Source organism: Streptococcus sp. Z556 (genome assembly GCF_053010225.1).
In genome coordinates this window covers 63,208-88,060 of record NZ_JBRKNU010000004.1, presented here as the reverse complement: position 1 = coordinate 88,060, position 24,853 = coordinate 63,208, and the positions used below count along the sequence as shown (strand labels likewise).

Below are 24,853 nucleotides of genomic sequence, written 5' to 3'. Positions count from 1 at the left end.
TCTATGGAATTGCTTGCTTAGTGGAGAAGACGAATGAACTTACAAACAAATTGATACATGACCTATTTCTTAGTCTAAATGTCTGGATAGAAATTTGAAATCATTCATCATCTAGTATCCTCATTTTGAAATTTCTTTTGTTTTTCATGAAAATATGATAAAATGATAGCTATACAAATTTTTAAGGAGATTCGGATGAAAACAAATACACTTGCTCGCGTAAATGCGATTTTTGGTCTTATTTCAGGTATTGTCTTGCTGTTGGCTCCAGTTGTTATGTTTATGATAGCTGTCGGTGCTGCTGCGGCAACGGAGGACTCAGATGCAACAGTTGGGCTATTGACGATTTTTTCAATTATTTTATCATTGGTGAAAATTGCAATCTTGGTTTTAGGAATTGTAGCTATTGTTTATTACAAGGATGATGAGCGTGTGACTCCTGCACCGTCTGTCTTATTTATCGTGGGTGGTTCTGTTGGATTGATCCCATTCTTGGGCTGGGTAGGAGGAATTTTGACAATCATTGGTGGATCCCTCTATTTTGGACTTTTGAAAAAATTCGATGTTCAAGAATAATGACTTTTTGTTAGGAATATTTTTAAATAAGAGAAGGCGATTAGCCTTCTTTTTTCTTACCAAGTAAGGGATAAATTTAACAGGATAAATAAACTTTCAAATTCGTAAAATCAAAGCATTTATTTGAGACAAGGAACTCTTTTTATAGTATAATGATGAATGTAAATTACCTATATCAAAATATAATTCTAGTTATTTTCTTGATAGAGGTTAAAAAGCGAGAGGATTTAGAATGAAAAAGATTTTTGGAGAGAAGCAGCATCGTTTTTCCTTACGAAAATTAGCAATTGGTCTTGTATCAGCTTCGATTTCAAGCCTATTTTTTGTGTCCATTGCGAGCAGTGGAACTGTATTTGCTCAAGAAAATGTAGCTGTTCACTACAAATATGTGACGGATACGGAGTTGAGTGGGCAAGAAAAAGACTTGATTGTAAAGGACATTCCTAAAATTGCTGAAGATAGTGAAAGCACCTATTATCTAGTCTACCGTATGGATGAGAAAGCACAGCTAGGTCAGTTGCCCAATACAGGTGGGCAGCATAGTCTTACTAGTGTTTTATCAGGTGGAGCGCTAGCTTCGATTGGCCTTCTTATTTTTGTTGTAACCAAAAAGAAAGGCAAAAAGAAGGCCCTCTTGAATGTGATTTTGGTAACAGGGATGGGCAGTGGTTTGGTTTCTTCGGTTCAGGCTATCGAAAATCAACTTTTGCTACAATACAATCAGGAATACCAATTATCCCAAGGAGATAGTCTGCCTTTGCCACGTGCCTTATCAGGTTATACTTACCTAGGATATATTAAGCAAGACAAAGAGATTAATCAGCAAGAAACTGCTGCTAGGGATCAGAAACTAGACTACACGGTTCAACCTCATTTTCAGACCAATGAAGGTGGGCAAAAGGTAGGAGATGAGCAGAAAGCTCCATCTCCTACACTCCCTGCTGAAAAACCAATCCCTTCTCAAGATTCATCCAATCAAAATCCGTCTGGTATTGCTAGTGTAGATCCTCAAGACGAAGTCTTGGCTGGTCGCGTGAACAAACCAGAACTCCTATACAAAGACCAAGAGATTGAAACCAAACTAGACTTTTCAGAAGTGGTTCAAGAAAATCCAGAACTAGCAGAGGGAACCATTCGTGTCAAACAAGAAGGGCGTGCTGGGAAGAAGATTGATCTTGTTCGCATTTTCACTATTGAAAACCAAGAAATTTCTCGGGAAGTTCTATCAACTAAATTAGAAGAAGCCCTGCCACGTATAGTAGAAAAAGGGACTAAGAAGGCAGTTGCTCCGAGTGAAGCACCACAGTCTGCAAGAAAAGGAGAGCCTGAGACGCAGGCTTCCTTACCAGAATATCAGGGAACTCAAGCGGGAGCGATTGTAGAGGCTGAGATAGCCGAAAAACCAGAATATACTGGCACCCAAGCTGGAGCAGTCGTTGAACCAGAGCAAGTTGCTCCGCTACCTGAATATCAGGGAACGCAAGCTGGTGCGATAGTGGAACCAGAACAAGTTGAGCCAGAGGTTGGGGGCGTCCAGTCAGGGGCTTTGGTGGAACCAGAAACAGCTGAGAAACCAGCCTATACAGGCGAGCAGTCTGGAGCAATCGTAGAGCCTGAAGAGGTGCCACCAACACCAGAGTATACAGGAACTCAAGCGGGAGCGATTGTGGTCCCAGAGACAAGCGAAAAACCAGAATATACAGATACTCAATCAGGTGCGATTGTTGAACCTGAGACTCAGTCTTCCCTACCAGAAAATACTGGTGAGAAAGCTGGAGCCATTGTTGAACCCGAACAAGTCGCTCCCCTTCCAGAATATACTGGTAATACTGAGCAAGTAAAACCAGAGACTCCGACAGAGAAACCAAAAGAAAAAGATCCAGAAAAAACACTTGAACTAAGAAATGTTTCGGATCTGGAGTTGTATAGTCAGACCAATGGAACATACAAACAACACGTTTCTTTAGACAGCGTTCCAAGTAATCCAGAAACTTACTTTGTCAAAGTCAAATCTTCATCATTTAAAGATGTCTATCTACCAGTTTCGTCAATAACAGCTGAAACGAAAGATGGTCAGCCAGTTTATAAAATCACAGCCAAGGCCGAGAAACTCCAGCAAGAGCTAGAAAATAAATATGCTGACAATTTCACCTTCTATCTAGCTAAGAAGGCTAGAGAGGAAACAACAACCTTCACTTCCTTTAGCAATCTCGTCAAAGCTATCAACCAGAATCTCTCTGGAACTTATTATTTGGGAGCTAGTTTGAATGCCAACGAAGTGGAGTTAGAGCCTGAAGCTAAATCCTACATCAAGGGTACCTTTACTGGTCAGTTTATCGGTGAAAAAGATGGCAAGCGGTATGCTATTTACAACTTGAAAAAACCTCTATTTGAAACCTTGAGCGGCGCTAGAGTAGAAAAATTGAGTCTGAAAAATGTCTCCATTTCAGGGAAAGATGATATTGGTTCACTGGCCTATGAAGCCCAGAATAACACAAAGATTCAGCAAGTTCATGTCGATGGTGTTCTTGCTGGTGAACGTGGTATCGGTGGTTTGCTGGCTAAGGCGGACCAATCAAGCATCACAGAGAGCAGTTTCAAGGGAAGAATTATCAACACGTATGAAACGACTGCTGCCTATAATATCGGTGGTCTGGTCGGTCATTTGACAGGTGACAAGGCTTTGCTGACGAAGTCAAAAGCGACAGTAGCCATTTCGTCCAACACAAATAGTTCAGATCAGACAGTGGGTGGTCTTGCAGGTCTAGTAGATCAGGATGCACAAATCCAAGATAGCTATGCTGAAGGCGATATTAACAATGCCAAGCACTTTGGTAGAGTCGCGGGAGTAGCAGGCTATTTGTGGGATCGAAAAACTAATGAGGAACAGCATGCTGGAAGATTGACCAATGTTCTCAGTGATGTCAATGTAACCAACGGGAATGCCATTACCGGCTACCACTATAATGGAATGAAGGTGAAGGACACATTTAGCAGTAAGGCCAACAGAGTCTACAATGTCACCTTAGTCAAGGATGAGGTCGTCAGCAAGGAATCCTTTGAAGAAAGAGGAACAATGCTAGATGCTTCCCAAATCGAAAGCAAAAAAGTAGCCATCAATCCTCTCACTCTACCAACAGTGGAACCCCTCTCAACAAGTGGCAAAAAAGACAGTGATTTTTCTAAGGTGGCTCATTATCAAGCTAAGCGCGCCTTGGCTTATAAAAATATTGAAAAATTGCTACCTTTCTACAACAAGGCAACCATCGTCAAATACGGAAATCTAGTAAAAGAAAGCAGTAGCTTATATAAAAAAGAACTCTTGTCAGCAGTAATGATGAAGGATAACCAAGTCATCACAGACATTGTTTCTAACAAAGAGACTGCAAACAAACTCTTGCTTCACTACAAGGACCATTCATCTGAGAATCTCAGTCTCAAGTATCAGGCTGATTTCGCTAAATTAGCAGAATATAGTTTAGGAAATACTGGACTTCTCTATACGCCAAACCAATTCTTGTACGACCAAAGCTCTATCATCAAGCAAGTCTTACCTGAATTGCAGCAGGTGGACTACCATTCAGAAGGCATCAGAAAGACACTAGGTATTTCTCCAAACGTCAAGCAGACTGAGCTCTATCTAGAAGACCAGTTCGCCAAAACAAAACAACATCTGGAAGACAGTTTGAAGAAACTCTTGTCAGCAGATGCCGGACTGGCTGGTGACAACCAAGTTACCAAGGGCTATCTTGTAGATAAAATCAAGCACAACAAGGAAGCCTTGCTACTTGGTATGGCGTATCTGGAGCGTTGGTACAACTTCAGCTATGGTCAAGTAAACGTCAAAGACCTGGTTCTGTACCATCTGGACTTCTTTGGTAAGGGAAATGCTTCACCACTGGACACTCTGATTGAGCTAGGTAAATCTGGCTTTAACAATCTTCTAGCTAAGAATAATGTCGATACTTATGGTATCAGTCTTGCCAACCAGCATGGAACGACAGATTTATTTAGCACGCTGGAACATTACCGAAAAGTCTTTCTACCAGAGAAAAGCAACAATGACTGGTTTAAATCAGAGACCAAGGCTTATATCGTTGAAGAAAAATCCAATATTGCAGAGGTTAAAGCCAAGCAAGGACAAGCTGGCACCAAGTATTCTATCGGTGTTTATGACCGCATCACGAGTGCCACATGGAAATACCGCAATATGATCTTGCCTCTCCTAACCTTGCCAGAGAGATCCGTCTTTGTCATCTCGACCATGTCTAGTCTAGGATTTGGAGCTTATGATCGCTACCGCAATAGTGACCATAAAGCGGGCAAGGCTCTCAATGATTTTGTAGAAGAAAATGCACGTGAAACAGCCAAACGTCAGCGTGATCACTACGATTATTGGTATCGTATTTTAGATAATGAGGGACGTGAAAAACTTTATCGTACGATTCTCCTTTATGATGCCTATAAGTTTGGCGATGATACAACCTCTGGAAAAGCTACAGTGGAGGCTAAGTTTGATAGCTCCAATCCAGCTATGAAGAACTTCTTTGGACCGGTTGGCAATAAGGTAGTACACAATCAGCATGGAGCCTACGCAACAGGTGATGGTGTCTACTATATGTCTTACCGTATGCTGGACAAGGATGGAGCCATTACCTATACCCATGAGATGACCCATGATTCGGATCAGGATATTTACCTTGGCGGCTATGGTCGAAGAAGCGGCTTGGGACCAGAGTTCTTCGCAAAAGGCTTATTGCAGGCTCCTGACCAACCAAGTGACGCAACCATTACCATCAACTCAATCTTGAAACACTCAACATCAGATAGTACAGAGGGATCCCGTCTGCAAGTCTTGGATCCGACAGAAAGATTCCAAAACGCAGCAGATCTTCAGAGCTATGTCCATAACATGTTTGACCTTATCTACATGCTGGAATATCTCGAAGGGCAGTCAATCGTTAACAAACTGAATGTTTACCAGAAAATGGTGGCTCTCAGAAAAATTGAGAACAAGTATGTGAAAGATCCAGTAGATGGCAATGAGGTATACGCTACTAACGTAGTCAAAGAATTGACAGCAGAAGAGGCCCAAAAACTAACTAACTTTGATAGTTTGATTGACCATAACATCTTGTCATCTCGTGAGTACCAATCTGGCGACTATGAGCGAAATGGCTACTATACGATTAAACTCTTTGCTCCAATCTTTTCAGCTCTCAGCAGTGAGAAAGGCACGCCAGGGGACCTTATGGGACGCCGGATCGCTTACGAACTTTTGGCTGCCAAAGGCTTTAAGGATGGAATGGTACCTTATATCTCAAATCAATACGAAGAAATTGCCAAACAAAAAGGTAAAACCATCAATCTCTATGGTAAAACACGAGGATTGGTGACAGATGATCTTGTATTGGACAAGGTGTTTGAAGGCAAGTATGCATCTTGGGCTACCTTTAAGAAAGCTATGTATAAAGAACGTGTGGATCAGTTTGAAAACTTGAAACAAGTGACCTTTAAAGATCCGACAAGACCATGGCCAAGCTATGCGACAAAGACCATCAATAGTGTGACTGAATTGCAAGCCCTCATGGATCAAGCTGTACTGGAGGATGCGGATGCTCCTCGTTGGAGCAACTATAATCCAGAGTATGACAGTGCTGTTCATAAGTTGAAGAGAGCAATCTTTAAAGCCTATCTTGACCAAACAAACGATTTCAGAACCTCTATTTTTAAGAAATAAGGGTTGGAAAATGAAAAGGGAGGATCGACAGATCTTCTCTTTTTATGTTCGGCTGTCTGAAAGCTGGTAGGCGATTTGTTTGTGCCTGAGAAGGTCTTTTGTTTCTGGGGCAAATATGGTAGAATGATAGCTACGAGAGAAGGAGGTTTTTATGGAGAGAGATAGATTGGTTCGACTCAATTGGAGACTGGGCATGCTGGCAGGTATAACCTTGCTTTTGGGACCTGTCCTACGATTTTTGCTATCCTATACTGGGGCTCTCATCTATAAAGATCCTTCAAAGGTGCTGGTTGTTACGGTTGCCTTTTCCCTGCTCCTGACATTTTTTAAGATTTTGATGATTGCAATAGGGACCTTTATGCTAATCTATTTTGAAGAAGACCAACAACTTCGAAAGCTGCCATCTATTTTATTTATCATTGGTGGCGTGCTGGGCTTTCTTTCAGCGACCGAGTGGATAGGAGGATTTCTAATCATTAAAGGAGCTGTTTCTTTTGCTAAATTTTTGAAAGAAGTCCGTGGCCTTGTCTGATAATTTAGTGAAACAATCCGTTGGAGGGTTGTTTTTTTCATTTAAAGAATTATCTGGTGAAAGAATATGTTGGAAAAATGCTTTTTTTATAAGAAAACATGATGTAACTAAGAATACTGATCGTTTAATTGATGCTTTAAATAACAAATAATTGCAATCGTTTCTTGATTGAATATCGCGAATTAATAATAACTAGATGAGAGGACACTGTTCTTTCTTTTTAGTTGATTTTAACTAGCTTTTTTGTGAAAAATTGTGTAAAATAGAATAGATAAACGAGGGCAACCTCGAAAAATAAAAGGAGAATCCATCTAATGGTAAAATTGGTTTTTGCTCGCCACGGTGAGTCTGAATGGAACAAAGCTAACCTTTTCACTGGTTGGGCTGATGTTGATTTGTCTGAAAAAGGAACACAACAAGCGATTGACGCTGGTAAATTGATCAAAGAAGCTGGTATCGAATTTGACCAAGCTTACACTTCAGTATTGAAACGTGCGATCAAAACAACAAACTTGGCTCTTGAAGCGGCTGACCAATTATGGGTTCCAGTTGAAAAATCATGGCGCTTGAACGAACGTCACTACGGTGGTTTGACTGGTAAAAACAAGGCTGAAGCTGCTGAACAATTTGGTGATGAGCAAGTTCACATCTGGCGTCGTTCATACGATGTATTGCCTCCAAACATGGATCGTGATGATGAGCACTCAGCTCACACTGACCGTCGTTACGCTTCACTTGACGACTCAGTTATTCCAGATGCTGAAAACTTGAAAGTGACTTTGGAACGTGCCCTTCCATTCTGGGAAGACAAAATCGCTCCAGCACTTAAAGATGGTAAAAACGTATTCGTAGGAGCTCACGGTAACTCAATCCGTGCCCTTGTAAAACACATCAAACGCTTGTCAGACGACGAAATCATGGATGTGGAAATCCCTAACTTCCCACCATTGGTATTCGAATTTGACGAAAAATTGAACGTAGTTTCTGAATACTACCTTGGAAAATAATCTATAAACAGAAAGCCTAGGATTCCTAGGCTTTTTTGTTTTTGCTTCTGGTTTCCAACTAGTTGAAAAAGCGTTATAATGATAGTAAAGAGTGACTTGATTGTAAGAAAAGTAGATATGCTCGAAGCCCTGAAATCAGTAGAGTAATTCAAGGTTTTAAACAGTAAATCAGTTGACAAAGTCTCTGCTTCTTGGTAGAATAAGAACTGTCGTAAAGACAAATAACTTCTTCTTGGTTACAGGCATGCCAACCTGTCACTCGGATGAAGCCAAATAAAAAGGAGAAACATCATGGCAATCTCAAAAGAGAAAAAAAATGAAATCATCGCACAATATGCACGTCACGAAGGTGATACAGGTTCAGTAGAGGTTCAAGTTGCTGTCCTTACTTGGGAAATCAACCACCTTAACGAACACATCAAACAACACAAAAAAGACCACGCTACTTACCGTGGATTGATGAAGAAAATCGGTCGCCGTCGTAACTTGCTTGCATACTTGCGTAAAAACGACGTTAACCGATACCGTGAGTTAATCAACTCTCTTGGACTTCGTCGTTAATCTTGCGTCTAAAACGTTTCTATACTTCGTTGGCTTCAGCTCGATGTACCATTAGTACAATCTTCGCCTCGTTGCCTAGTCTATAAACGTTTTATCCAGCAAGACTTGAGCTCTCTGATATTCAGAGAGCTTTTTTACTTTTGTCACCCTACCTCGATATACCCAAGTATAATCTTCGGTTACGATTATTAGCACTGTAAGACCAACTATATTTATTTTTCTCATCTTGTTCCATTGTTGAAAATATGGTATACTTTTTATGAGAATTTTCTAAATTTTTAATTTTGTCTAAGGAGGTTTTCATGCTTTCCAAATTTTCTGGAAGCCGACAAGATTTGCAATTTGTGTTGTTTTTGGTTATTTTGCTAAGTGTTTTAGGAATTTCCCTCTTTATAGCTGTTTCTATGGGGTCTGTTGCGATTGATCTAGGAGATACCTATCGGATCATTTTGAGCAGATTGGGGATTCCTCTTGAGATAGGAGAGGTTTCCAAGTCTACTCTTGCCATTGTATGGAACATGAGATTCCCTCGAGTATTGTTAGGCTTGATAGTAGGGGCTGGTCTTTCTATGTGTGGTAGCGTGATGCAGTCTACAGTGAACAATCCCATCGCAGAGCCTTATGTCTTAGGAATTTCTGCGGGTGCAACTCTAGGGGCAACTTTGAGCATCATTCTTGGTTTAAAATTGGTGATTAGCCTTGGAGCTTTCCTTGGAGCTATTTTGGCAACAATCGCTGTCCTCATCATTGCCTCTATGCAGGGCAGGATGACGACTTCTAGTCTGATCTTATCAGGAACGGTGGTTAATGCTCTATTTCTGGCCTTTTCCAACTTTATTATCTCAGTTGGCGCTAATGCGGATAGTGTGATGACTATTAAGTTTTGGACCATGGGTTCGCTTGCCGGGACTACTTGGTCTGACTTAGTCCTGCCAACTATAGTAGTAGGATTGGCCTTTCTATTTTTCGCTACCCAGTATCGTGTTTTTAATGCGATGATGATGGGAGATGAGGCTGCTTTAACTTTGGGAATTCCCTTACGCTTCTATTGGTATCTTTACGTGACCGTGGTGGCTGTGCTGACAGCTGTCTTGGTGGCTACTTGTGGGATTATTGGATTTGTTGGTCTAATTACTCCTCACTTAGCTCGAGGGTTAGTAGGAACGAATTACAGGAGGCTTTTTCCCGTTGCGACCTTACTGGGTGCCCTCTTTGTCATCTGGGCAGATGTACTCTCTCGTATCATCATTCCAAACGCTGAGTTGCCGATTGGCATTTTCACAGCCTTAGTAGGTGCTCCCTTCTTTATCTACATTGTTGGAGGTAGGCGAAGGGAGGTGAGGGCCTGATATGGACTTGATTTGTCAGGATATCCATTTTGGACTAGGAGAGAAAAAAATCCTCAAAGGAGTTTCTCTTAAGGTTGAGGGGCATCAATTTCACACGATACTAGGACCAAATGGAAGTGGAAAAACCAGCCTGCTTAAACTCCTCTATCGTCAGGAAAAGGCGGACAAAGGCTTGATAAGCCTAGATGGAAAGCCACTGGAGCATTGGTCACTCAAAGAAACAGCCAAGCAAATGGCAGTTGTCACCCAGTTTAATCAATTGCAGTTTGATTGTACAGTTGAGGAAATCGTCTTGCTGGGAAGAACTCCCCACCTCTCTTTTTTACAGAAGGAAAAGGAAAGGGATTATACGCTCGTTCAAGATGCCCTCGTTAAAGTGGACATGCTCGAGAAGAAAACTCGTATCTATTCGTCCCTGTCAGGGGGGGAGAAACAACGAGTCTTATTAGCCCGCGCCTTAGCGCAAGAACCGACTCTCTTGCTCCTGGACGAACCAACCAATCACCTGGATATCAAGTATCAGCTAGACTTGTTGGCCATTGTGAAGAATCTCAAGGTCAATGTTTTAGCTGTCCTACATGATATTCAACTTGCTTGTCGCTATTCGGATTATCTCTATCTGATGAAAGAGGGAGAAATCCTTTACCAAGGGACTCCAAAGGAGACCATCACCCCTGAGTCATTGCAAACTGTATACGGAGTTCAAAGTCAGGTTACTTGGACCGAGGATCAGCAAGCTATGATTCACTATTTATAAGAAAGAAAAGGAAAACAAAATGAAAAAAACACTAAGCATTTTACTCGTAACAGTAGCTACCCTAACCATGGCAGCTTGTGGCAACACTACCACTGAAAAGGCTACCACACAATCTAGCACAGAAACAAGTCAAAAGGCCAGCACAGAGACGACTTATCCGTTAACGGTCAAGACCTATGATGCTAAGGGAAATGAAGTCGAACAAGTCTTTGACAAGGCACCTGAAAAAGTTATCACCAACAATCTGTCAACCACTGAAATCTTATTGGAGTTAGGCTTGAAGGATAAAATTGCTGGCATGCTCAACCCTGACAATGCTGTAACAGACAAATACAAGGACGCGATTGCGACTATTCCTCAAATCGGTGATAAAAAAACAGTCTCACAAGAGACAGTCCTTTCTTATGAGCCAGACGCTGTGATGGGTCGAAACATGATGTTTTCTGAAAAATCCTTGGGGACAGTTAGCACCTGGAATGAAAATAAAATCCCAGTCTATACACAGAAAGCTTCTCTCTCAACGATTCAGCAAGATTTGGGAAATATCGTAGAAGATGTCAAAAATCTTGGAATGATTTTCAATGTTCAGGACAAGGCTAATGAATACGCAGCCCAATTACAAGCTAAAATTGACGCTGTTAAGAAAGCAAACCCAGCAAGCCAAGGTGAAAAGAAAAAGGCTTTGATTATGGTTGCTTATAACGACGAAACCTTTGGTGCTTACAAGTCTGCTTTGCAAGAGAGCTTGTTGAATCAACTTGGTTATACCAACGTTGCAACGGGAACATCAGGCTTGACCTTGGAAAATCTCGTGTCAATGGATCCTGAGTTGATTATCTATGTAACCAGCGACCGCAATAAAAAATTGGATGCCAATGCAGTAGAGTTGATGAAGGCAAATGAAGTTTTAGAAAACGTTCCTGCTATTAAGAATCAAAAAATCATGACCATTTCTTACGATGAGTTGATGGACTATGGTCCAGCAGTGATTGATTCCCTTGAGAAAATCAATGACTTTATCAATAAATAATGAGTTTGATTGGGAAGGAATCCAAGTCAAGGTCAGCCTTCCTTCGACCTATAACCCCAATCAAACCTATCCAGCTATTTTATTGAATGATGGAAACTTGGATTTCCTATCATCTCTTTCCGAATCTGTGATTTTAGTGGGCTTGACCTCTAAAAATCGCCTAGACGACTACACTCCCTGGAAGGCATCTGCTCTGAGAGATGGGGCTCCAGATTTTGGTGGTCAGGCAAATGCCTATCATGGTCATTTATTTGGAGGTCTTTTAGACAAGTTGCAGTCGCTTTATCGCCTGGACAAAAATCGCCTTGCCTATGGGGGTTACTCACTAGGTGGATTGGCTGCTGTATACAGTCTTTTCCATTTTGACAAGGTCTCCTGTATCTTCTCTATCTGTGGTTCCTTTTGGTATCCTGATTTTACGACTTATTGCAGGGAAGAAAAGGTGAGAAATTTAGATTGTTTGCTGTATTTACAGAATGGTCAAACAGAAGGAGCCCATCATACCAATCGCTTGGCTCAAGCACCAGTCTACGCTGAGCAGATTCATACCAGTTTTCAGCAACGCTATCCGACTAGTCAGTTTGTCTTTGACCCTTATGGGCATCATGAGCAAGTGGCTGAACGATTCCTAGCCTTTTCCAACTGGTTGGCCCAAAAATGGAAAATCGAATAAAAGAAATATCCCTTGGTTTTTACCAAGGGATAATTGTATTTTTTAACCAAGAGACTCTCTCTTCTTATCTGGATTCCAGATAAAGCTTGCGATGAAGGTAAAGATAATCGTTAGGATACCAACAATCACAGCAAGGATGAGGGCTGGGATTCGGACAAACCACCAGAGTGGGTTTGGTTTTTTATCATTGTGCCATTGCTTGGTTTCTTCGTCCAAACGTTGGAATTCTGCTTGGATACGGTCTGCAACCATTTCAATCCCTTCATCATTCATTTTCTTGATGTCTGAGATATCGATTGGATTTCCAAAGTTCATATCGACACGTTCACGGCTAACCAAACCTTTCAAGGTCATGGGACCAGTATAGGTAACTGGCATGATACGGACCTTAGCCATCTTGGCAATCAGAGCAACTCCGCCTTTGACATCTGTCGAGTGGCGACTACCACTAGGAAACATGATAAGGGAACGGTCACTTTTTTTGAGGACATTGATAGGGTATTTGATAGCAGAGGCGCTAGGATTTTCCCGGTCGATAGGAAAGGCCCCACACATACGGATCCACCAGCCAAATATGCGGTTGTTAAAAAGCTCTTTTTTGGCCATAAAGATGAATTGTTTTGGTTTGGTCGCAAAAGCCATGTAAACTGGATCCCACCAGGTACGATGAGGTGCGACCAGGATATAGTTTTCATCTTTACTAGGGATTTTATCCGTATTGTGATAGTGGGCATTGCCATTGATGGACCACAAGATCAGCATGACTAGTCCACGTAAATAAGTATAAAACATGAGATCTCCTTCGATTGTATTGCTTTTATTATTATACCTTATCAAAAGACTGCTGGCAAACTTTTTCAGTTATCAGCCAACAGTTTTAGATTGGATTAGAATTCTTTTAAAAAAAATGATATGATAGAATTTATGGATAAAAATAAGATTATGGGATTAACCCAAAGAGAAGTCAAGGAAAGACAGGCTCAAGGTTTGGTCAATGACTTTACCGCTTCAGCCAGTACCAGTACTTGGCAAATCATCAAACGAAATGTTTTTACACTTTTTAACGCATTAAACTTTGTTATTACCCTAGCGCTTGCCTTTGTGCAGGCTTGGAGCAATTTGGTCTTCTTTGCTGTTATCTGCTTTAACGCTTTTTCTGGAATTGTGACCGAACTACGGGCCAAACACATGGTGGACAAGCTCAATCTCATGACCAAAGAAAAGGTCAAAACCATCCGTGAGGGTCAGGAAATTGCCATCAATCCAGAAGAATTGGTTCTAGGAGATGTCATTCGTCTGTCGGCTGGGGAGCAGATTCCTAGTGATGCGCGGGTTTTAGAAGGCTTTGCGGAAGTCAATGAAGCCATGTTGACGGGTGAGAGTGATTTGGTGCAAAAGGAAGTTGATGCCTTGCTTTTGTCTGGAAGTTTCTTAGCCAGTGGGTCAGTTTTAGCTCGTGTCCACCATGTCGGGGCAGAAAACTATGCTTCCAAACTCATGCTGGAAGCCAAGACTGTTAAACCCATCAACTCTCGTATCATGAAATCACTGGACAAGCTAGCAGGTTTTACTGGGAAGATTATCATTCCCTTTGGTCTGGCTCTCTTGCTAGAAGCCTTGATTTTAAAAGGTTTGCCTCTTAAGTTATCCGTTGTAAATTCGTCAACAGCACTTTTGGGAATGTTGCCCAAGGGAATCGCCCTTTTGACCATCACTTCACTCTTGACTGCGGTGATTAAGCTGGGCTTGAAAAAGGTCTTGGTGCAGGAGATGTACTCTGTCGAGACCTTGGCGCGCGTGGATATGCTCTGTCTAGACAAGACGGGCACCATCACCCAAGGAAAGATGCAGGTGGAAGCCGTTCTTCCGCTGACGGAAACTTATGGTGAAGAGACTATTGCCAGCATTTTGACCAGTTATATGGCCCATAGTGAGGATAAAAATCCTACAGCTCAAGCCATTCGCCAGCGTTTCCAAGGAAAGGTTGCCTACCCTATGCTTTCCAATCTTCCCTTCTCTAGCGACCGCAAGTGGGGAGCTATGGAGTTGGAAGGGCTAGGGACAGTTTTCTTAGGGGCGCCTGAGATGTTGTTGGACTCTGAAGTACCAGAAGCCAGAGAGGCCTTGGAACGAGGTTCTCGTGTCTTGGTCTTGGCTCTCAGTCAGGAAAAACTAGATCATCACAAACCACATAAACCATCTGATATTCAGGCTCTGGCCTTGCTGGAAATTTTGGACCCCATTCGAGAAGGAGCAGCAGAGACACTAGACTACCTCCGTTCTCAGGAAGTGGGCCTCAAAATTATCTCTGGTGATAATCCGGTCACTGTATCCAGCATTGCCCAGAAAGCTGGATTTGCAGACTATCAAAGCTATGTTGATTGCTCAAAAATCACGGATGAGGAATTGATGGCCATGGCGGAGGAGACTGCGATTTTCGGACGTGTTTCTCCTCATCAAAAGAAACTACTGATCCAAACCCTGAAAAAAGCGGGTCATACAACAGCTATGACAGGAGACGGTGTCAATGATATTCTGGCCCTTCGTGAAGCAGACTGCTCTATCGTGATGGCTGAGGGAGATCCTGCGACTCGTCAGATTGCCAATCTGGTTCTCTTGAACTCAGACTTTAATGATGTTCCTGAGATTCTCTTTGAAGGTCGTCGTGTGGTCAATAACATTGCCCATATTGCACCGATTTTCTTGATTAAGACCATCTATTCCTTCTTGCTCGCAGTCATCTGTATCGCCAGTGCTCTGCTGGGACGGTCTGAGTGGATTTTGATTTTCCCTTTCATTCCGATTCAGATTACCATGATTGACCAATTCGTGGAAGGTTTCCCGCCATTCGTTCTGACTTTTGAGCGAAATATCAAACCTGTTGAGCCAAATTTCCTCAGAAGATCCATGCTTCGTGCCCTACCAAGTGCCCTTATGATCGTCTTCAGCGTTCTCTTTGTCAAAATCTTTGGGGCTAGCCAAGGTTGGTCAGAGTTAGAAATCTCAACCCTACTTTATTATCTCCTTGGGTCTATCGGTTTCTTATCCGTATTTAGAGCCTGCATGCCATTCACCCTCTGGCGTGTGCTTTTGATTGTCTGGTCTGTGGGAGGCTTCCTGGCTACGGCTCTCTTCCCAATGATTCAAAAGTTGCTTGAAATTTCAACCTTGACAGGACAAACGCTGTCTGTTTACCTTGTCATGATGGCTGTCTTTACAGTGATATTTATCTTAACCAGTCGTTATCAAGCTAGAAAATAAAGAAAGGCTGCAATCTGTGGATTGTGGTCTTTTTAGGTGCAAGATTGCTAGCTGAAATATGGTATAATAAGAGGTAATAGAGTTTTGGAAAGTGAGAGAAGATGATTTCAAAGAGATTAGAATTGGTGGCGTCCTTTGTACCACAGGGAGCTATTTTACTAGATGTGGGAAGTGACCATGCTTATCTGCCCATCGAGTTAGTTGAGAGAGACCAAATCAAAAGCGCCATTGCAGGTGAGGTGGTGGAAGGCCCCTACCAGTCAGCGGTGAAAAATGTTGAGAATCACGGTCTAAAGGAGAAAATTCAGGTTCGTTTAGCCAATGGCTTGGCAGCCTTTGAAGAGGCTGACCAAGTATCGGTTATCACCATTGCTGGTATGGGTGGCCGTTTGATTGCTACCATATTGCAAGAAGGTTTGGAAAAGCTAGCTAATGTAGAGCGTTTAATCCTCCAACCCAATAATCGTGAAGACGACTTGCGTATTTGGTTGCAAGATAACGATTTTCAGATTGTGGCAGAAAGCATCCTAGAAGAAGCAGGCAAATTCTACGAGATTTTGGTGGTGGAATCAGGACAAATGAAGCTATCAGCCAGTGATGTTCGCTTTGGACCTTTCTTGTCCAAAGAGGTCAGTCCAGTATTTGTCCAAAAATGGCAAAAAGAAGCGGTTAAGCTAGAGTTCGCTCTCGAACAAATCCCGGAAAAAAATCTGGAGGAACGACAAGTTTTAGTAGATAAAATTCAAGCCATCAAGGAGGTACTCCATGCTAGCAAGTGAAGTAATTAACGCATATGAAGCCTTTTGTCCTCAGGAATTTTCAATGGAGGGAGACAGTCGTGGCCTGCAAATCGGTACTTTGGACAAGGATATCCAAAGGGTCATGGTTGCCCTCGATATTCGAGAAGAGACGGTGGCAGAGGCCATTGAAAAGGGTGTGGATTTGATTATCGTTAAGCACGCGCCTATCTTTCGTCCCATCAAGGACTTGGTAGCCAGTCGTCCGCAAAATCAGATTTACATCGACCTGATCAAGCATGACATCGCCGTTTATGTCAGTCATACTAATATTGACATCGTTGAGAATGGCCTCAATGATTGGTTCTGCCAGATGCTAGGCATTGAGGAGACGACTTATCTCCAGGAAACAGGCCCAGAACGTGGGATTGGGCGGATTGGGAATATTCAGCCTCAGACATTTGAAGAATTGGCCCAGCATGTCAAGCAAGTCTTTGGTCTTGATAGTCTTCGCATGGTGCATTATCAAGAGAGTGATTTGCAGAAGCCTATTTCAAGTGTGGCCATTTGTGGCGGTAGTGGTCAGTCTTTCTATCCTGATGCTTTAGCTAAGGGGGCAGATGTCTATATTACTGGTGACATCTACTACCACACAGCTCAGGATATGTTGTCTGATGGTCTGATGGCATTGGATCCAGGACATTATATCGAAGTGCTTTTTGTGGAAAAAATCGCTGACCTCCTTACTCAATGGAAGGCAGAAAAGGATTGGTCCATTGATATCATACCTAGTCAAGCATCGACCAATCCTTTCCACCATATCTAGTTAGAAAGAGAAAACAATGAAAAAAGTTGCCATTATTGGAGCAGGGATTGTAGGGGCAACTGCTGCCTACTACCTCTCCAAAGAAGCAGATTTAGAGGTGACCGTTTTTGATCATGAACAGGGTCAGGCAACCAAGGCAGCAGCGGGAATTATCAGTCCTTGGTTTTCAAAACGCCGCAATAAAGCCTGGTATAAGATGGCACGCTTGGGGGCTGACTTTTATGCGGATTTGTTGGCTGATTTAGAAAAATCTGGTCAGGAAATCGACTTTTACCAACGCTCAGGAGTTTTTCTCTTGAAAAAGGACGAATCCAAGTTGGAAGAACTCTATGAGCTAGCCCTTCAGCGTAGGGAAGATTCTCCCTTGATAGGCCAGTTAGCCATTTTAGACCAAGCGTCTGCAAATGAATTATTCCCTGGTTTGCAGGGATTTGACCACCTGCTCTATGCTTCTGGTGGAGCGAGAGTAGATGGCCACCTCTTAGTGACTCGTTTGCTGGAAGTCAGTCAAGTCAAGTTAGTCAAAGAAAAAATGACTCTGACTCCTGTATCAGCAGGGTACCAGATTGGTGAAGAGGTGTTTGAACAGGTTATTTTGGCGACGGGAGCTTGGTTGGGAGACATTTTGAGGCCTTTAGGATATGTGGTAGATGTTCGTCCCCAAAAGGGACAACTACGAGATTATCAACTTACCCTAGATATGGAATCTTACCCTGTTGTTATGCCTGAGGGTGAGTGGGATTTGATTCCTTTTGCAGGTGGGAAATTGTCCCTAGGAGCTACCCATGAAAATGATATGGGATTTGACTTGACGGTGGATGAAACCTTGCTCCAACAAATGGAGGAGGCAGCCTTCCCCCACTATCCAGCCTTAGCAGAAGCGAAATCATCTGGTGAGCGTGTGGGAATTCGCGCCTATACCAGTGATTTCTCCCCTTTCTTTGGACAGGTGCCAGGCTTAGCAGGTGTCTATGCGGCTAGTGGGCTAGGGTCATCAGGTCTCACAACTGGGCCTATCATTGGTTACCACTTAGCCCAACTAGCTCAAGAAAAGGAGTTAACCCTGGACCCTGCAGCCTATCCAATTGCAAACTATGTCAAACGAGTAAAAAGAGAATAGAATTTTACTGAAATTTTAGCCTACCCTCTAGGATGGCAAATGACATTCCCTATCAAAAATGATAAAATAAGAAAAAATAATCCGAGAATCGAGGAAAAAAGATGCAAGAAAAGATTTTGGTAACTGGCGGTGCCGGATTTATCGGAACCCACACTGTTATTGAATTGATCCAAGCAGGTCATCAAGTGGTTGTGGTGGATAATCTTGTCAACAGCAATCGTAAGAGTTTAGAAGTTGTTGAAAAAATTACAGGAGTTGAGATTCCTTTCTATGAGGCAGATATTCGTGACACAGATACCCTCAGAGATATTTTCAAGCAGGAAGAACCGACTGGTGTCATTCACTTTGCTGGTTTGAAGGCTGTTGGTGAATCAACACGTATCCCTCTTGCCTACTATGACAATAATATCGCTGGAACTGTCAGCCTTTTGAAAGCCATGGAAGAAAACAACTGTAAAAACATCATCTTCAGTTCTTCTGCGACAGTTTACGGAGATCCTCATACAGTGCCAATTCTAGAAGATTTCCCACTTTCAGTGACCAATCCATATGGCCGTACTAAGCTCATGCTAGAGGAAATTTTGACCGATATCTACAAGGCAGACTCAGAATGGAACGTGGTCTTGCTTCGTTACTTCAACCCAATCGGAGCGCATGAAAGTGGAGATTTGGGAGAAAATCCAAACGGTATTCCAAACAACCTCTTGCCTTATGTTGCGCAAGTAGCAGTTGGTAAACTAGAGCAAGTGCAAGTGTTTGGAGATGATTACGATACGGAAGATGGGACTGGTGTTCGTGACTATATCCACGTTGTAGACCTCGCCAAAGGTCACGTTGCAGCTCTACAAAAGATCCAAAAAGGTTCAGGCCTTAACATTTACAACCTTGGAACAGGTAAGGGCTACTCAGTTCTTGAAATTATCCAAAACATGGAAAAAGCAGTGGGACGTCCTATTTCTTACCGCATCGTAGAACGCCGCCCAGGTGATATCGCTGCCTGCTACTCAGACCCTGCAAAAGCCAAAGCTGAACTGGGCTGGGAAGCAGAACTCAGTATCACGCAAATGTGTGAAGACGCATGGCGTTGGCAAAGCAAGCATCCAAATGGATTTGAAGACTAAGATGATGATTTCAATCATTGTCCCATGTTTAAACGAAGAGGAAGTACTTCCTCTTTTTTATCAGTCTGTTGAAGCACTGCTTCCAGAATTGGGAGCAGAGATCGAGTATGTCTTTGTAGACGATGGCTCAAGTGATGGGACCTTAGACTTGCTGAAGGCCTATCGGATGCAAAATCCTGCGGTACATTACATTTCTTTCTCGCGAAATTTTGGGAAAGAAGCAGCTCTGTATGCAGGCTTGCAGCATGCAACTGGAGACCTGGTGGTCGTGATGGATGCAGACCTTCAGGATCCTCCTAGTATGCTACTTGAGATGAAAGCCTTACTAGACCAAAATGCAGACTTGGGCTGTGTTGGGACACGGAGAACTAGTCGGGAGGGAGAACCCTTCCTTCGAAGCTTCTGTGCCAATCTCTTTTACCGCCTCATGCAAAAAATCAGCCCCGTAGCTCTGCCCTCGGGTGTCCGTGATTTTCGGATGATGAGAAGGTCTGTGGTGGATGCTATTTTAGCCTTGACCGAATCCAATCGTTTTTCTAAGGGCCTCTTTGCTTGGGTGGGCTTTAAAACGCACTATCTTGACTATCCAAATGTCGAAAGACAGGCTGGCAAGACCAGTTGGAGTTTTAGGCAGCTCTTTTTCTACTCGATTGAAGGGATTCTCAACTTTTCAGATTTTCCCTTAAGTATAGCCTTTGTAGCGGGACTCCTATCTTGTTTTATTTCTTTTATGATGACTGTTTTTGTGGTGTTTCGGACTCTTATTCTGGGAAATCCGACATCTGGCTGGACCTCTCTGATGGCTGTCATTCTCTTTCTTGGAGGGATTCAACTCCTGACCATTGGGATTCTAGGCAAGTATATCAGTAAGATTTATCTAGAGACCAAAAAAAGACCACTCTATCTGGTTAAAGAAAAAAGTGATCTTTCTATTTTTGAAGGAAAAAATAACCGGAAAAGACTATAATTTTACCTAGAAATATGCTAAACTAGTAGATGAAGGGATTAAAGTGATAAAACGAATCTACAATATCAATCTCCCTTTTAAACTATGACCGATCTTTTAGAAGTGCACGTGTAGGACAATTTTTGATGGCCTCCAGAACATCGCTGGTCTCAGTGATTTCTCTTTGTAATTCAACTGGATCATCATAAAAGCGAACGATTCCATTATCGTGATAATCAAAGAGTTCAGAATAGGTTTGGCAAAGCCCACAGGCGATGCATCGTTCAGGTATAAGTGTGAGTTTCATATTTATATTGTAATAAGAAAATGTAAAAAAAACAAGGAGTAAGGTATGGAAAAAGAACCGTGGCAAGAAGATATTTACGAAAACAATGAGGAAGAAACAAGATCAGAGCGTCGACACCGGAAACAAAAAGGGAAAGGCGTTGTTGCGAATCGTGTCTTGACGGTTCTAGCTAGCCTCTTCTTTGTAATCGTTGTAGCAATGGTAGTTGTATTGATTTACCTATCAACCGGAGGAAGCAATCGTACTTCATCTTTGAAGGACTTCTATGATGCATCGTCTCCTTCTACAAGTTCAAGTTCTAAAGTAGAAGCATCATCATCTTCAAGTAGCAAGGTAGAGGAAACAGCTTCTTCTGAATCAACACCTTCAGAGAGCAGTTCGGAAGAACATACAGAAGGTGAAGGAACACTTACAGTACATCCTGGAGAGGGAGAAGCAGCTCTTGCTCAACGTGCAGGGATTTCCATTGCCCAGCTAGAGGCTCTAAATCCTTCTCACATGTCATCTGGATCTTGGTTTGCCAACCCAGGTGATGTGATTAAGACAAGATAGGAGTCGGTCATGAAGACAATTCAAATTGCTATCGATGGTCCAGCTTCGAGTGGTAAGAGTACGGTCGCAAAGATTGTTGCTAAAGATTTTGGTTACACTTATCTTGATACAGGTGCTATGTACCGTGCTGCGACTTATATAGCGCTCAAGCATCAGTTGGATGCAGGAAATGTAGACCAACTTCTTGAGCTTCTTAACCAACACCCCATTAGTTTTGGTCGTTCAGAAACAGGTGAGCAACTTGTTTTTGTAGGGGATGTTGATATTACTCATCCGATTCGTGAAAATGAAGTGACCAACAAAGTTTCAAGCATTGCTGCCATTCCTGAGGTGCGTGAGAAACTGGTTTCGCTCCAGCAAGAGATTGCTCAGCAAGGTGGTATCGTCATGGATGGGCGTGATATCGGGACAGTTGTTTTACCAAAAGCTGAACTCAAGATTTTCTTAGTGGCTTCTGTTGAAGAAAGAGCAGAGCGTCGTTACAAGGAAAATATTGCTAAAGGGATCGAAACAGACCTTGAAACGTTGAAAGAAGAGATTGCTGCGCGTGACTACAAGGATAGTCATCGTGAAACCTCACCTCTCAAACAGGCTGAGGATGCAGTTTACCTCGACACAACTGGACTAAGTATCCAAGAAGTGGTCGAAAAAATCGAATCAGAAGCAAAAAAATATATGTCCTAGGGACGAGAGGAGCAGGCTAAATGAAGCCTGCTCCTTTTCTCTCTTTTGCGCGCGTTTCAAAACAGCCTTTTTGGGAGAATTTTGATAAAATAGTAGTATCAATAAAAAGGACGGAAGCATGACAAAGAAAATCATAGCCATTTGGGCCCAAGATGAAAAAGGTGTGATTGGGAAGGAAAATCGTCTCCCTTGGCATTTGCCAGCAGAGTTGCAACATTTTAAGGAAACAACTTTAAATCATGCTATACTGATGGGGCGAGTGACCTTTGATGGCATGGGACGTCGTCTGCTTCCAAAACGGCAAACCTTGATTTTAACGCGCAATAGCGAAGAAGTCATAGATGGGGCGCTCGTATTTCAAGATGTGGAGTCTGTTTTAGCGTGGTATCAGAGTCAGGAAAAAAATCTCTATATCATTGGCGGAAAACAGATTTTTCAGGCTTTTGAGCCATATTTAGATGAAATCATTGTGACACAGATTCATGCTCAGGTGGAGGGAGATACCTATTTTCCTGAGGAGTTTGACTTGTCTCATTTTGAGACAGTAGCAAGCAAATCTTACACCCGAGATGAGAAAAATAACTATGATTTCACCATCCAATACCGAGATAGAAAGGAAGTCTAATGGAGCGCAGTATATTTGGATTTTTTACAGCTTTTTTGTGTGTGATCTGTATTTTGACTGGAGCACAGGCTTTTCGTAAGAAGCGCTATGGACTTTCTGCCTTACTCTGGTTGAATGCTTTTACCAATCTGGTGAACAGTGTCCACGCTTTTTATATGACCTTATTTTAGATAGAATGATAAATTAGAATGGAAGGAAATCATGCCTACAAATAGGAAAAATGATATGATGGTTTATTGCTCATTTTGTGGCAAAAGCCAAGAAGAAGTGAAGAAAATAATCGCTGGGAACAACGCCTTTATCTGTAATGAATGTGTGGAGTTGGCCCAGGAAATCATTAGGGAGGAGTTGGCTGAGGAAGTCTTGGCAGACTTGTCTGAAGTACCAAAACCAATCGAACTCCTAAATATCTTAAATCACTATGTGATTGGTCAGGATCGTGCCAAACGTGCCTTGGCAGTGGCTGTATACAATCACTACAAACGCATCAATTTCCACGATACGCGTGAAGAGTCTGAAGATGTGGATTTGCAGAAGTCAAATATCTTGATGATTGGCCCAACGGGTTCAGGGAAAACGTTTTTGGCCCAGACCTTAGCTAAGAGCTTGAACGTGCCTTTTGCTATCGCAGATGCGACAGCTCTGACTGAGGCTGGTTATGTGGGTGAGGACGTGGAAAACATCCTCCTCAAACTCTTGCAGGCTGCTGACTTTAACATCGAACGTGCAGAGCGTGGGATTATCTACGTGGATGAAATTGACAAGATTGCCAAGAAGAGCGAAAATGTTTCTATCACACGTGATGTTTCGGGTGAAGGAGTGCAACAAGCCCTTCTTAAAATCATAGAGGGAACTGTAGCTAGTGTACCGCCTCAAGGTGGACGCAAACATCCGCAACAAGAGATGATTCAGGTGGATACTAAAAACATCCTTTTCATCGTGGGTGGTGCCTTTGATGGAATCGAAGAAATCGTTAAACAACGTCTGGGTGAGAAGGTTATTGGCTTTGGCCAAAATAACAAGGCGATTGATGAAAACAGCTCATACATGCAAGAAATCATAGCAGAAGATATTCAAAAATTCGGAATTATTCCTGAGTTGATTGGACGTTTGCCAGTCTTTGCGGCTCTCGAGCAATTGACGGTGGATGACTTGGTTCGCATCTTGAAAGAGCCAAGAAACGCCTTGGTCAAACAATACCAAACCTTGCTTTCTTATGATGATGTTGAGTTGGAATTTGACGACGAAGCCCTTCAAGAGATTGCCAATAAAGCCATCGAACGCAAAACGGGTGCGCGTGGACTTCGCTCCATCATCGAAGAGACCATGCTGGATGTTATGTTTGAAGTACCGAGTCAGGAAAATGTGAAATTGGTCCGCATCACCAAAGAAGCTGTGGATGGAACGGATAAACCAATCCTAGAAACAGCCTAGAGGTGACTATGGAAATCAATACACACAATGCAGAAATCTTGCTCAGTGCGGCCAATAAATCCCACTATCCGCAGGATGAACTGCCAGAGATTGCCCTTGCAGGTCGGTCAAATGTTGGGAAGTCCAGCTTTATCAACACCATGCTCAACCGCAAGAATCTAGCCCGTACATCAGGGAAACCTGGGAAAACCCAGCTCCTTAACTTTTTTAACATTGATGACAAGATGCGCTTTGTGGATGTACCTGGGTATGGCTACGCCCGCGTTTCCAAAAAGGAACGAGAAAAGTGGGGCCGCATGATTGAGGAGTACCTGACAACTCGTGAAAATCTCCGTGCGGTGGTCAGTCTGGTTGACCTCCGCCATGACCCATCAGCAGATGATGTGCAGATGTATGAATTTCTCAAGTATTATGAAATTCCGGTCATCATCGTTGCAACTAAGGCAGACAAGATTCCTCGTGGTAAGTGGAACAAGCACGAATCAGCAATCAAAAAGAAATTAAACTTTGACCCAAGTGACGACTTCATCCTCTTTTCATCTGTCAGTAAGGCAGGGATGGATCAGGCTTGGGATGCAATATTAGAAAAATTGTGAGGGAAAGAAATGGCAAAAACAATTCATACAGACAAAGCTCCAAAAGCAATCGGACCTTATGTTCAAGGGAAAATCGTTGGTAATCTTTTGTTTGCTAGCGGTCAAGTTCCTCTTTCACCTGAAACTGGGGAAATTGTAGGAGAGACCATCCAAGAACAGACAGAACAAGTCTTGAAAAACATTGGTGCTATTTTAGCAGAAGCGGGAACGGACTTTGATCACGTTGTCAAAACAACTTGCTTCTTAAGCGATATGAACGACTTTGTTCCTTTTAATGAGGTTTACCAAACGGCCTTCAAAGAGGAATTCCCAGCTCGTTCAGCTGTGGAAGTGGCTCGTCTTCCTCGCGATGTGAAAGTCGAAATTGAAGTCATCGCAGAGATTGGATAAGCTAGTTGAAGTTTGGTTTTACCAAACTT

23 protein-coding genes are annotated in these 24,853 nt (G+C 42.5%); 21 read left to right on the top strand and 2 right to left on the bottom strand.

The window, feature by feature from the left end:
* The first annotated feature begins 195 nt into the window (after positions 1–195).
* The 9 genes from ACVC7S_RS05945 to ACVC7S_RS05905 all read left to right on the top strand — a co-directional run bounded on the left by ACVC7S_RS05945 (position 196) and on the right by ACVC7S_RS05905 (position 12,225).
* A complete protein-coding gene (locus ACVC7S_RS05945; protein WP_447266523.1) occupies positions 196–576 on the top strand; it encodes a hypothetical protein in 381 nt (126 codons plus the stop codon).
* 232 nt (positions 577–808) lie between these two features.
* Positions 809–6,316 (top strand): ZmpA/ZmpB/ZmpC family metallo-endopeptidase, encoded by a 5,508-nt coding sequence (locus ACVC7S_RS05940; protein ID WP_447266522.1) that lies wholly within the window; start codon positions 809–811, stop codon positions 6,314–6,316.
* Between the two features lie 151 nt (positions 6,317–6,467).
* Positions 6,468–6,848, top strand: a complete 381-nt coding sequence (locus ACVC7S_RS05935; RefSeq protein WP_447266521.1) for a hypothetical protein — start codon at positions 6,468–6,470, stop codon at positions 6,846–6,848.
* A gap of 314 nt (positions 6,849–7,162) precedes the next feature.
* Positions 7,163–7,855 carry a phosphoglycerate mutase gene (locus ACVC7S_RS05930; protein WP_000240126.1) on the top strand — a complete coding sequence of 231 codons (693 nt, stop codon included), beginning with the start codon at positions 7,163–7,165 and terminating at the stop codon, positions 7,853–7,855.
* 291 nt (positions 7,856–8,146) lie between these two features.
* Positions 8,147–8,416 (top strand): 30S ribosomal protein S15, encoded by a 270-nt coding sequence (gene rpsO / locus ACVC7S_RS05925; protein WP_001018251.1) that lies wholly within the window; start codon positions 8,147–8,149, stop codon positions 8,414–8,416.
* A 302-nt stretch (positions 8,417–8,718) separates the two neighbouring features.
* On the top strand, positions 8,719–9,765 hold the full coding sequence (locus ACVC7S_RS05920; protein ID WP_447266520.1) for a FecCD family ABC transporter permease: 1,047 nt from the start codon (positions 8,719–8,721) through the stop codon (positions 9,763–9,765).
* A 1-nt stretch (position 9,766) separates the two neighbouring features.
* Positions 9,767–10,522, top strand: a complete 756-nt coding sequence (locus ACVC7S_RS05915; RefSeq protein WP_447266519.1) for an ABC transporter ATP-binding protein — start codon at positions 9,767–9,769, stop codon at positions 10,520–10,522.
* A 19-nt stretch (positions 10,523–10,541) separates the two neighbouring features.
* Positions 10,542–11,552, top strand: a complete 1,011-nt coding sequence (locus tag ACVC7S_RS05910) for an ABC transporter substrate-binding protein (RefSeq protein ID WP_268710588.1) — start codon at positions 10,542–10,544, stop codon at positions 11,550–11,552.
* Complete coding sequence (locus ACVC7S_RS05905; RefSeq protein WP_447266518.1) at positions 11,533–12,225, top strand: alpha/beta hydrolase-fold protein; 693 nt, start codon at positions 11,533–11,535, stop codon at positions 12,223–12,225. Before ACVC7S_RS05910 ends, ACVC7S_RS05905 begins: the two co-directional genes overlap by 20 nt.
* A 42-nt stretch (positions 12,226–12,267) precedes the next feature.
* Here ACVC7S_RS05905 and ACVC7S_RS05900 read toward each other — a convergent pair whose 3' ends face one another.
* A complete protein-coding gene (locus ACVC7S_RS05900; RefSeq protein WP_447266517.1) occupies positions 12,268–13,017 on the bottom strand; it encodes a lysophospholipid acyltransferase family protein in 750 nt (249 codons plus the stop codon).
* A 132-nt stretch (positions 13,018–13,149) separates the two neighbouring features.
* Between ACVC7S_RS05900 and ACVC7S_RS05895 the strand changes: the two genes are divergently transcribed.
* From ACVC7S_RS05895 to ACVC7S_RS05870, 6 genes are all read left to right on the top strand, one after another.
* Positions 13,150–15,486, top strand: coding sequence for a cation-translocating P-type ATPase (locus tag ACVC7S_RS05895; RefSeq protein ID WP_447266589.1), 2,337 nt, complete (start codon positions 13,150–13,152; stop codon positions 15,484–15,486).
* A gap of 101 nt (positions 15,487–15,587) precedes the next feature.
* A complete protein-coding gene (locus ACVC7S_RS05890; protein ID WP_084856037.1) occupies positions 15,588–16,265 on the top strand; it encodes a tRNA (adenine(22)-N(1))-methyltransferase in 678 nt (225 codons plus the stop codon).
* The gene (locus tag ACVC7S_RS05885; protein WP_447266516.1) at positions 16,252–17,049 is read left to right on the top strand and encodes a Nif3-like dinuclear metal center hexameric protein; all 798 of its coding nucleotides are present in this window, start codon (positions 16,252–16,254) and stop codon (positions 17,047–17,049) included. Before ACVC7S_RS05890 ends, ACVC7S_RS05885 begins: the two co-directional genes overlap by 14 nt.
* Positions 17,050–17,065: 16 nt before the next feature.
* Complete coding sequence (locus ACVC7S_RS05880; RefSeq protein WP_447266515.1) at positions 17,066–18,169, top strand: NAD(P)/FAD-dependent oxidoreductase; 1,104 nt, start codon at positions 17,066–17,068, stop codon at positions 18,167–18,169.
* Positions 18,170–18,270: 101 nt separating this feature from the next.
* Entirely contained in the window at positions 18,271–19,290 is a 1,020-nt protein-coding gene (gene galE / locus ACVC7S_RS05875; RefSeq protein ID WP_447266514.1) for a UDP-glucose 4-epimerase GalE, read from the top strand.
* A 1-nt stretch (position 19,291) separates the two neighbouring features.
* Positions 19,292–20,257: a glycosyltransferase family 2 protein gene (locus tag ACVC7S_RS05870; protein WP_447266513.1), complete on the top strand. Its 966-nt coding sequence runs from the start codon at positions 19,292–19,294 to the stop codon at positions 20,255–20,257.
* An 82-nt stretch (positions 20,258–20,339) separates the two neighbouring features.
* Here the strand turns inward: ACVC7S_RS05870 and ACVC7S_RS05865 are convergent, their stop codons facing one another.
* Positions 20,340–20,543 (bottom strand): ferredoxin, encoded by a 204-nt coding sequence (locus ACVC7S_RS05865; protein ID WP_004240353.1) that lies wholly within the window; start codon positions 20,541–20,543, stop codon positions 20,340–20,342.
* 45 nt (positions 20,544–20,588) lie between these two features.
* Between ACVC7S_RS05865 and ACVC7S_RS05860 the strand changes: the two genes are divergently transcribed.
* From ACVC7S_RS05860 to ACVC7S_RS05835, 6 genes are all read left to right on the top strand, one after another.
* Complete coding sequence (locus tag ACVC7S_RS05860) at positions 20,589–21,095, top strand: SAG1386/EF1546 family surface-associated protein (RefSeq protein ID WP_049549902.1); 507 nt, start codon at positions 20,589–20,591, stop codon at positions 21,093–21,095.
* A 9-nt stretch (positions 21,096–21,104) separates the two neighbouring features.
* Complete coding sequence (gene cmk, locus ACVC7S_RS05855; protein ID WP_447266512.1) at positions 21,105–21,779, top strand: (d)CMP kinase; 675 nt, start codon at positions 21,105–21,107, stop codon at positions 21,777–21,779.
* 118 nt (positions 21,780–21,897) lie between these two features.
* Positions 21,898–22,404 (top strand): dihydrofolate reductase, encoded by a 507-nt coding sequence (locus tag ACVC7S_RS05850; protein ID WP_447266511.1) that lies wholly within the window; start codon positions 21,898–21,900, stop codon positions 22,402–22,404.
* 201 nt (positions 22,405–22,605) lie between these two features.
* On the top strand, positions 22,606–23,838 hold the full coding sequence (gene clpX, locus ACVC7S_RS05845; protein WP_004240351.1) for an ATP-dependent Clp protease ATP-binding subunit ClpX: 1,233 nt from the start codon (positions 22,606–22,608) through the stop codon (positions 23,836–23,838).
* Between the two features lie 8 nt (positions 23,839–23,846).
* Positions 23,847–24,434 carry a ribosome biogenesis GTP-binding protein YihA/YsxC gene (gene yihA, locus ACVC7S_RS05840; RefSeq protein ID WP_000405203.1) on the top strand — a complete coding sequence of 196 codons (588 nt, stop codon included), beginning with the start codon at positions 23,847–23,849 and terminating at the stop codon, positions 24,432–24,434.
* 9 nt (positions 24,435–24,443) lie between these two features.
* The gene (locus ACVC7S_RS05835) at positions 24,444–24,824 is read left to right on the top strand and encodes a RidA family protein (RefSeq protein ID WP_001140420.1); all 381 of its coding nucleotides are present in this window, start codon (positions 24,444–24,446) and stop codon (positions 24,822–24,824) included.
* The last annotated feature ends 29 nt before the right edge of the window (positions 24,825–24,853 follow it).

Bases quoted from the DNA above. Each gene is read 5' to 3' on its own strand.
- ACVC7S_RS05945 (WP_447266523.1), top strand. From the start codon at position 196: ATGAAAACAAATACACTTGCTCGCGTAAATGCGATTTTTGGTCTTATT.
- ACVC7S_RS05940 (WP_447266522.1), top strand. From the start codon at position 809: ATGAAAAAGATTTTTGGAGAGAAGCAGCATCGTTTTTCCTTACGAAAA.
- ACVC7S_RS05935 (WP_447266521.1), top strand. From the start codon at position 6,468: ATGGAGAGAGATAGATTGGTTCGACTCAATTGGAGACTGGGCATGCTG.
- ACVC7S_RS05930 (WP_000240126.1), top strand. From the start codon at position 7,163: ATGGTAAAATTGGTTTTTGCTCGCCACGGTGAGTCTGAATGGAACAAA.
- rpsO (WP_001018251.1), top strand. From the start codon at position 8,147: ATGGCAATCTCAAAAGAGAAAAAAAATGAAATCATCGCACAATATGCA.
- ACVC7S_RS05920 (WP_447266520.1), top strand. From the start codon at position 8,719: ATGCTTTCCAAATTTTCTGGAAGCCGACAAGATTTGCAATTTGTGTTG.
- ACVC7S_RS05915 (WP_447266519.1), top strand. From the start codon at position 9,767: ATGGACTTGATTTGTCAGGATATCCATTTTGGACTAGGAGAGAAAAAA.
- ACVC7S_RS05910 (WP_268710588.1), top strand. From the start codon at position 10,542: ATGAAAAAAACACTAAGCATTTTACTCGTAACAGTAGCTACCCTAACC.
- ACVC7S_RS05905 (WP_447266518.1), top strand. From the start codon at position 11,533: ATGACTTTATCAATAAATAATGAGTTTGATTGGGAAGGAATCCAAGTC.
- ACVC7S_RS05900 (WP_447266517.1), bottom strand. From the start codon at position 13,017: ATGTTTTATACTTATTTACGTGGACTAGTCATGCTGATCTTGTGGTCC.
- ACVC7S_RS05895 (WP_447266589.1), top strand. From the start codon at position 13,150: ATGGATAAAAATAAGATTATGGGATTAACCCAAAGAGAAGTCAAGGAA.
- ACVC7S_RS05890 (WP_084856037.1), top strand. From the start codon at position 15,588: ATGATTTCAAAGAGATTAGAATTGGTGGCGTCCTTTGTACCACAGGGA.
- ACVC7S_RS05885 (WP_447266516.1), top strand. From the start codon at position 16,252: ATGCTAGCAAGTGAAGTAATTAACGCATATGAAGCCTTTTGTCCTCAG.
- ACVC7S_RS05880 (WP_447266515.1), top strand. From the start codon at position 17,066: ATGAAAAAAGTTGCCATTATTGGAGCAGGGATTGTAGGGGCAACTGCT.
- galE (WP_447266514.1), top strand. From the start codon at position 18,271: ATGCAAGAAAAGATTTTGGTAACTGGCGGTGCCGGATTTATCGGAACC.
- ACVC7S_RS05870 (WP_447266513.1), top strand. From the start codon at position 19,292: ATGATGATTTCAATCATTGTCCCATGTTTAAACGAAGAGGAAGTACTT.
- ACVC7S_RS05865 (WP_004240353.1), bottom strand. From the start codon at position 20,543: ATGAAACTCACACTTATACCTGAACGATGCATCGCCTGTGGGCTTTGC.
- ACVC7S_RS05860 (WP_049549902.1), top strand. From the start codon at position 20,589: ATGGAAAAAGAACCGTGGCAAGAAGATATTTACGAAAACAATGAGGAA.
- cmk (WP_447266512.1), top strand. From the start codon at position 21,105: ATGAAGACAATTCAAATTGCTATCGATGGTCCAGCTTCGAGTGGTAAG.
- ACVC7S_RS05850 (WP_447266511.1), top strand. From the start codon at position 21,898: ATGACAAAGAAAATCATAGCCATTTGGGCCCAAGATGAAAAAGGTGTG.
- clpX (WP_004240351.1), top strand. From the start codon at position 22,606: ATGCCTACAAATAGGAAAAATGATATGATGGTTTATTGCTCATTTTGT.
- yihA (WP_000405203.1), top strand. From the start codon at position 23,847: ATGGAAATCAATACACACAATGCAGAAATCTTGCTCAGTGCGGCCAAT.
- ACVC7S_RS05835 (WP_001140420.1), top strand. From the start codon at position 24,444: ATGGCAAAAACAATTCATACAGACAAAGCTCCAAAAGCAATCGGACCT.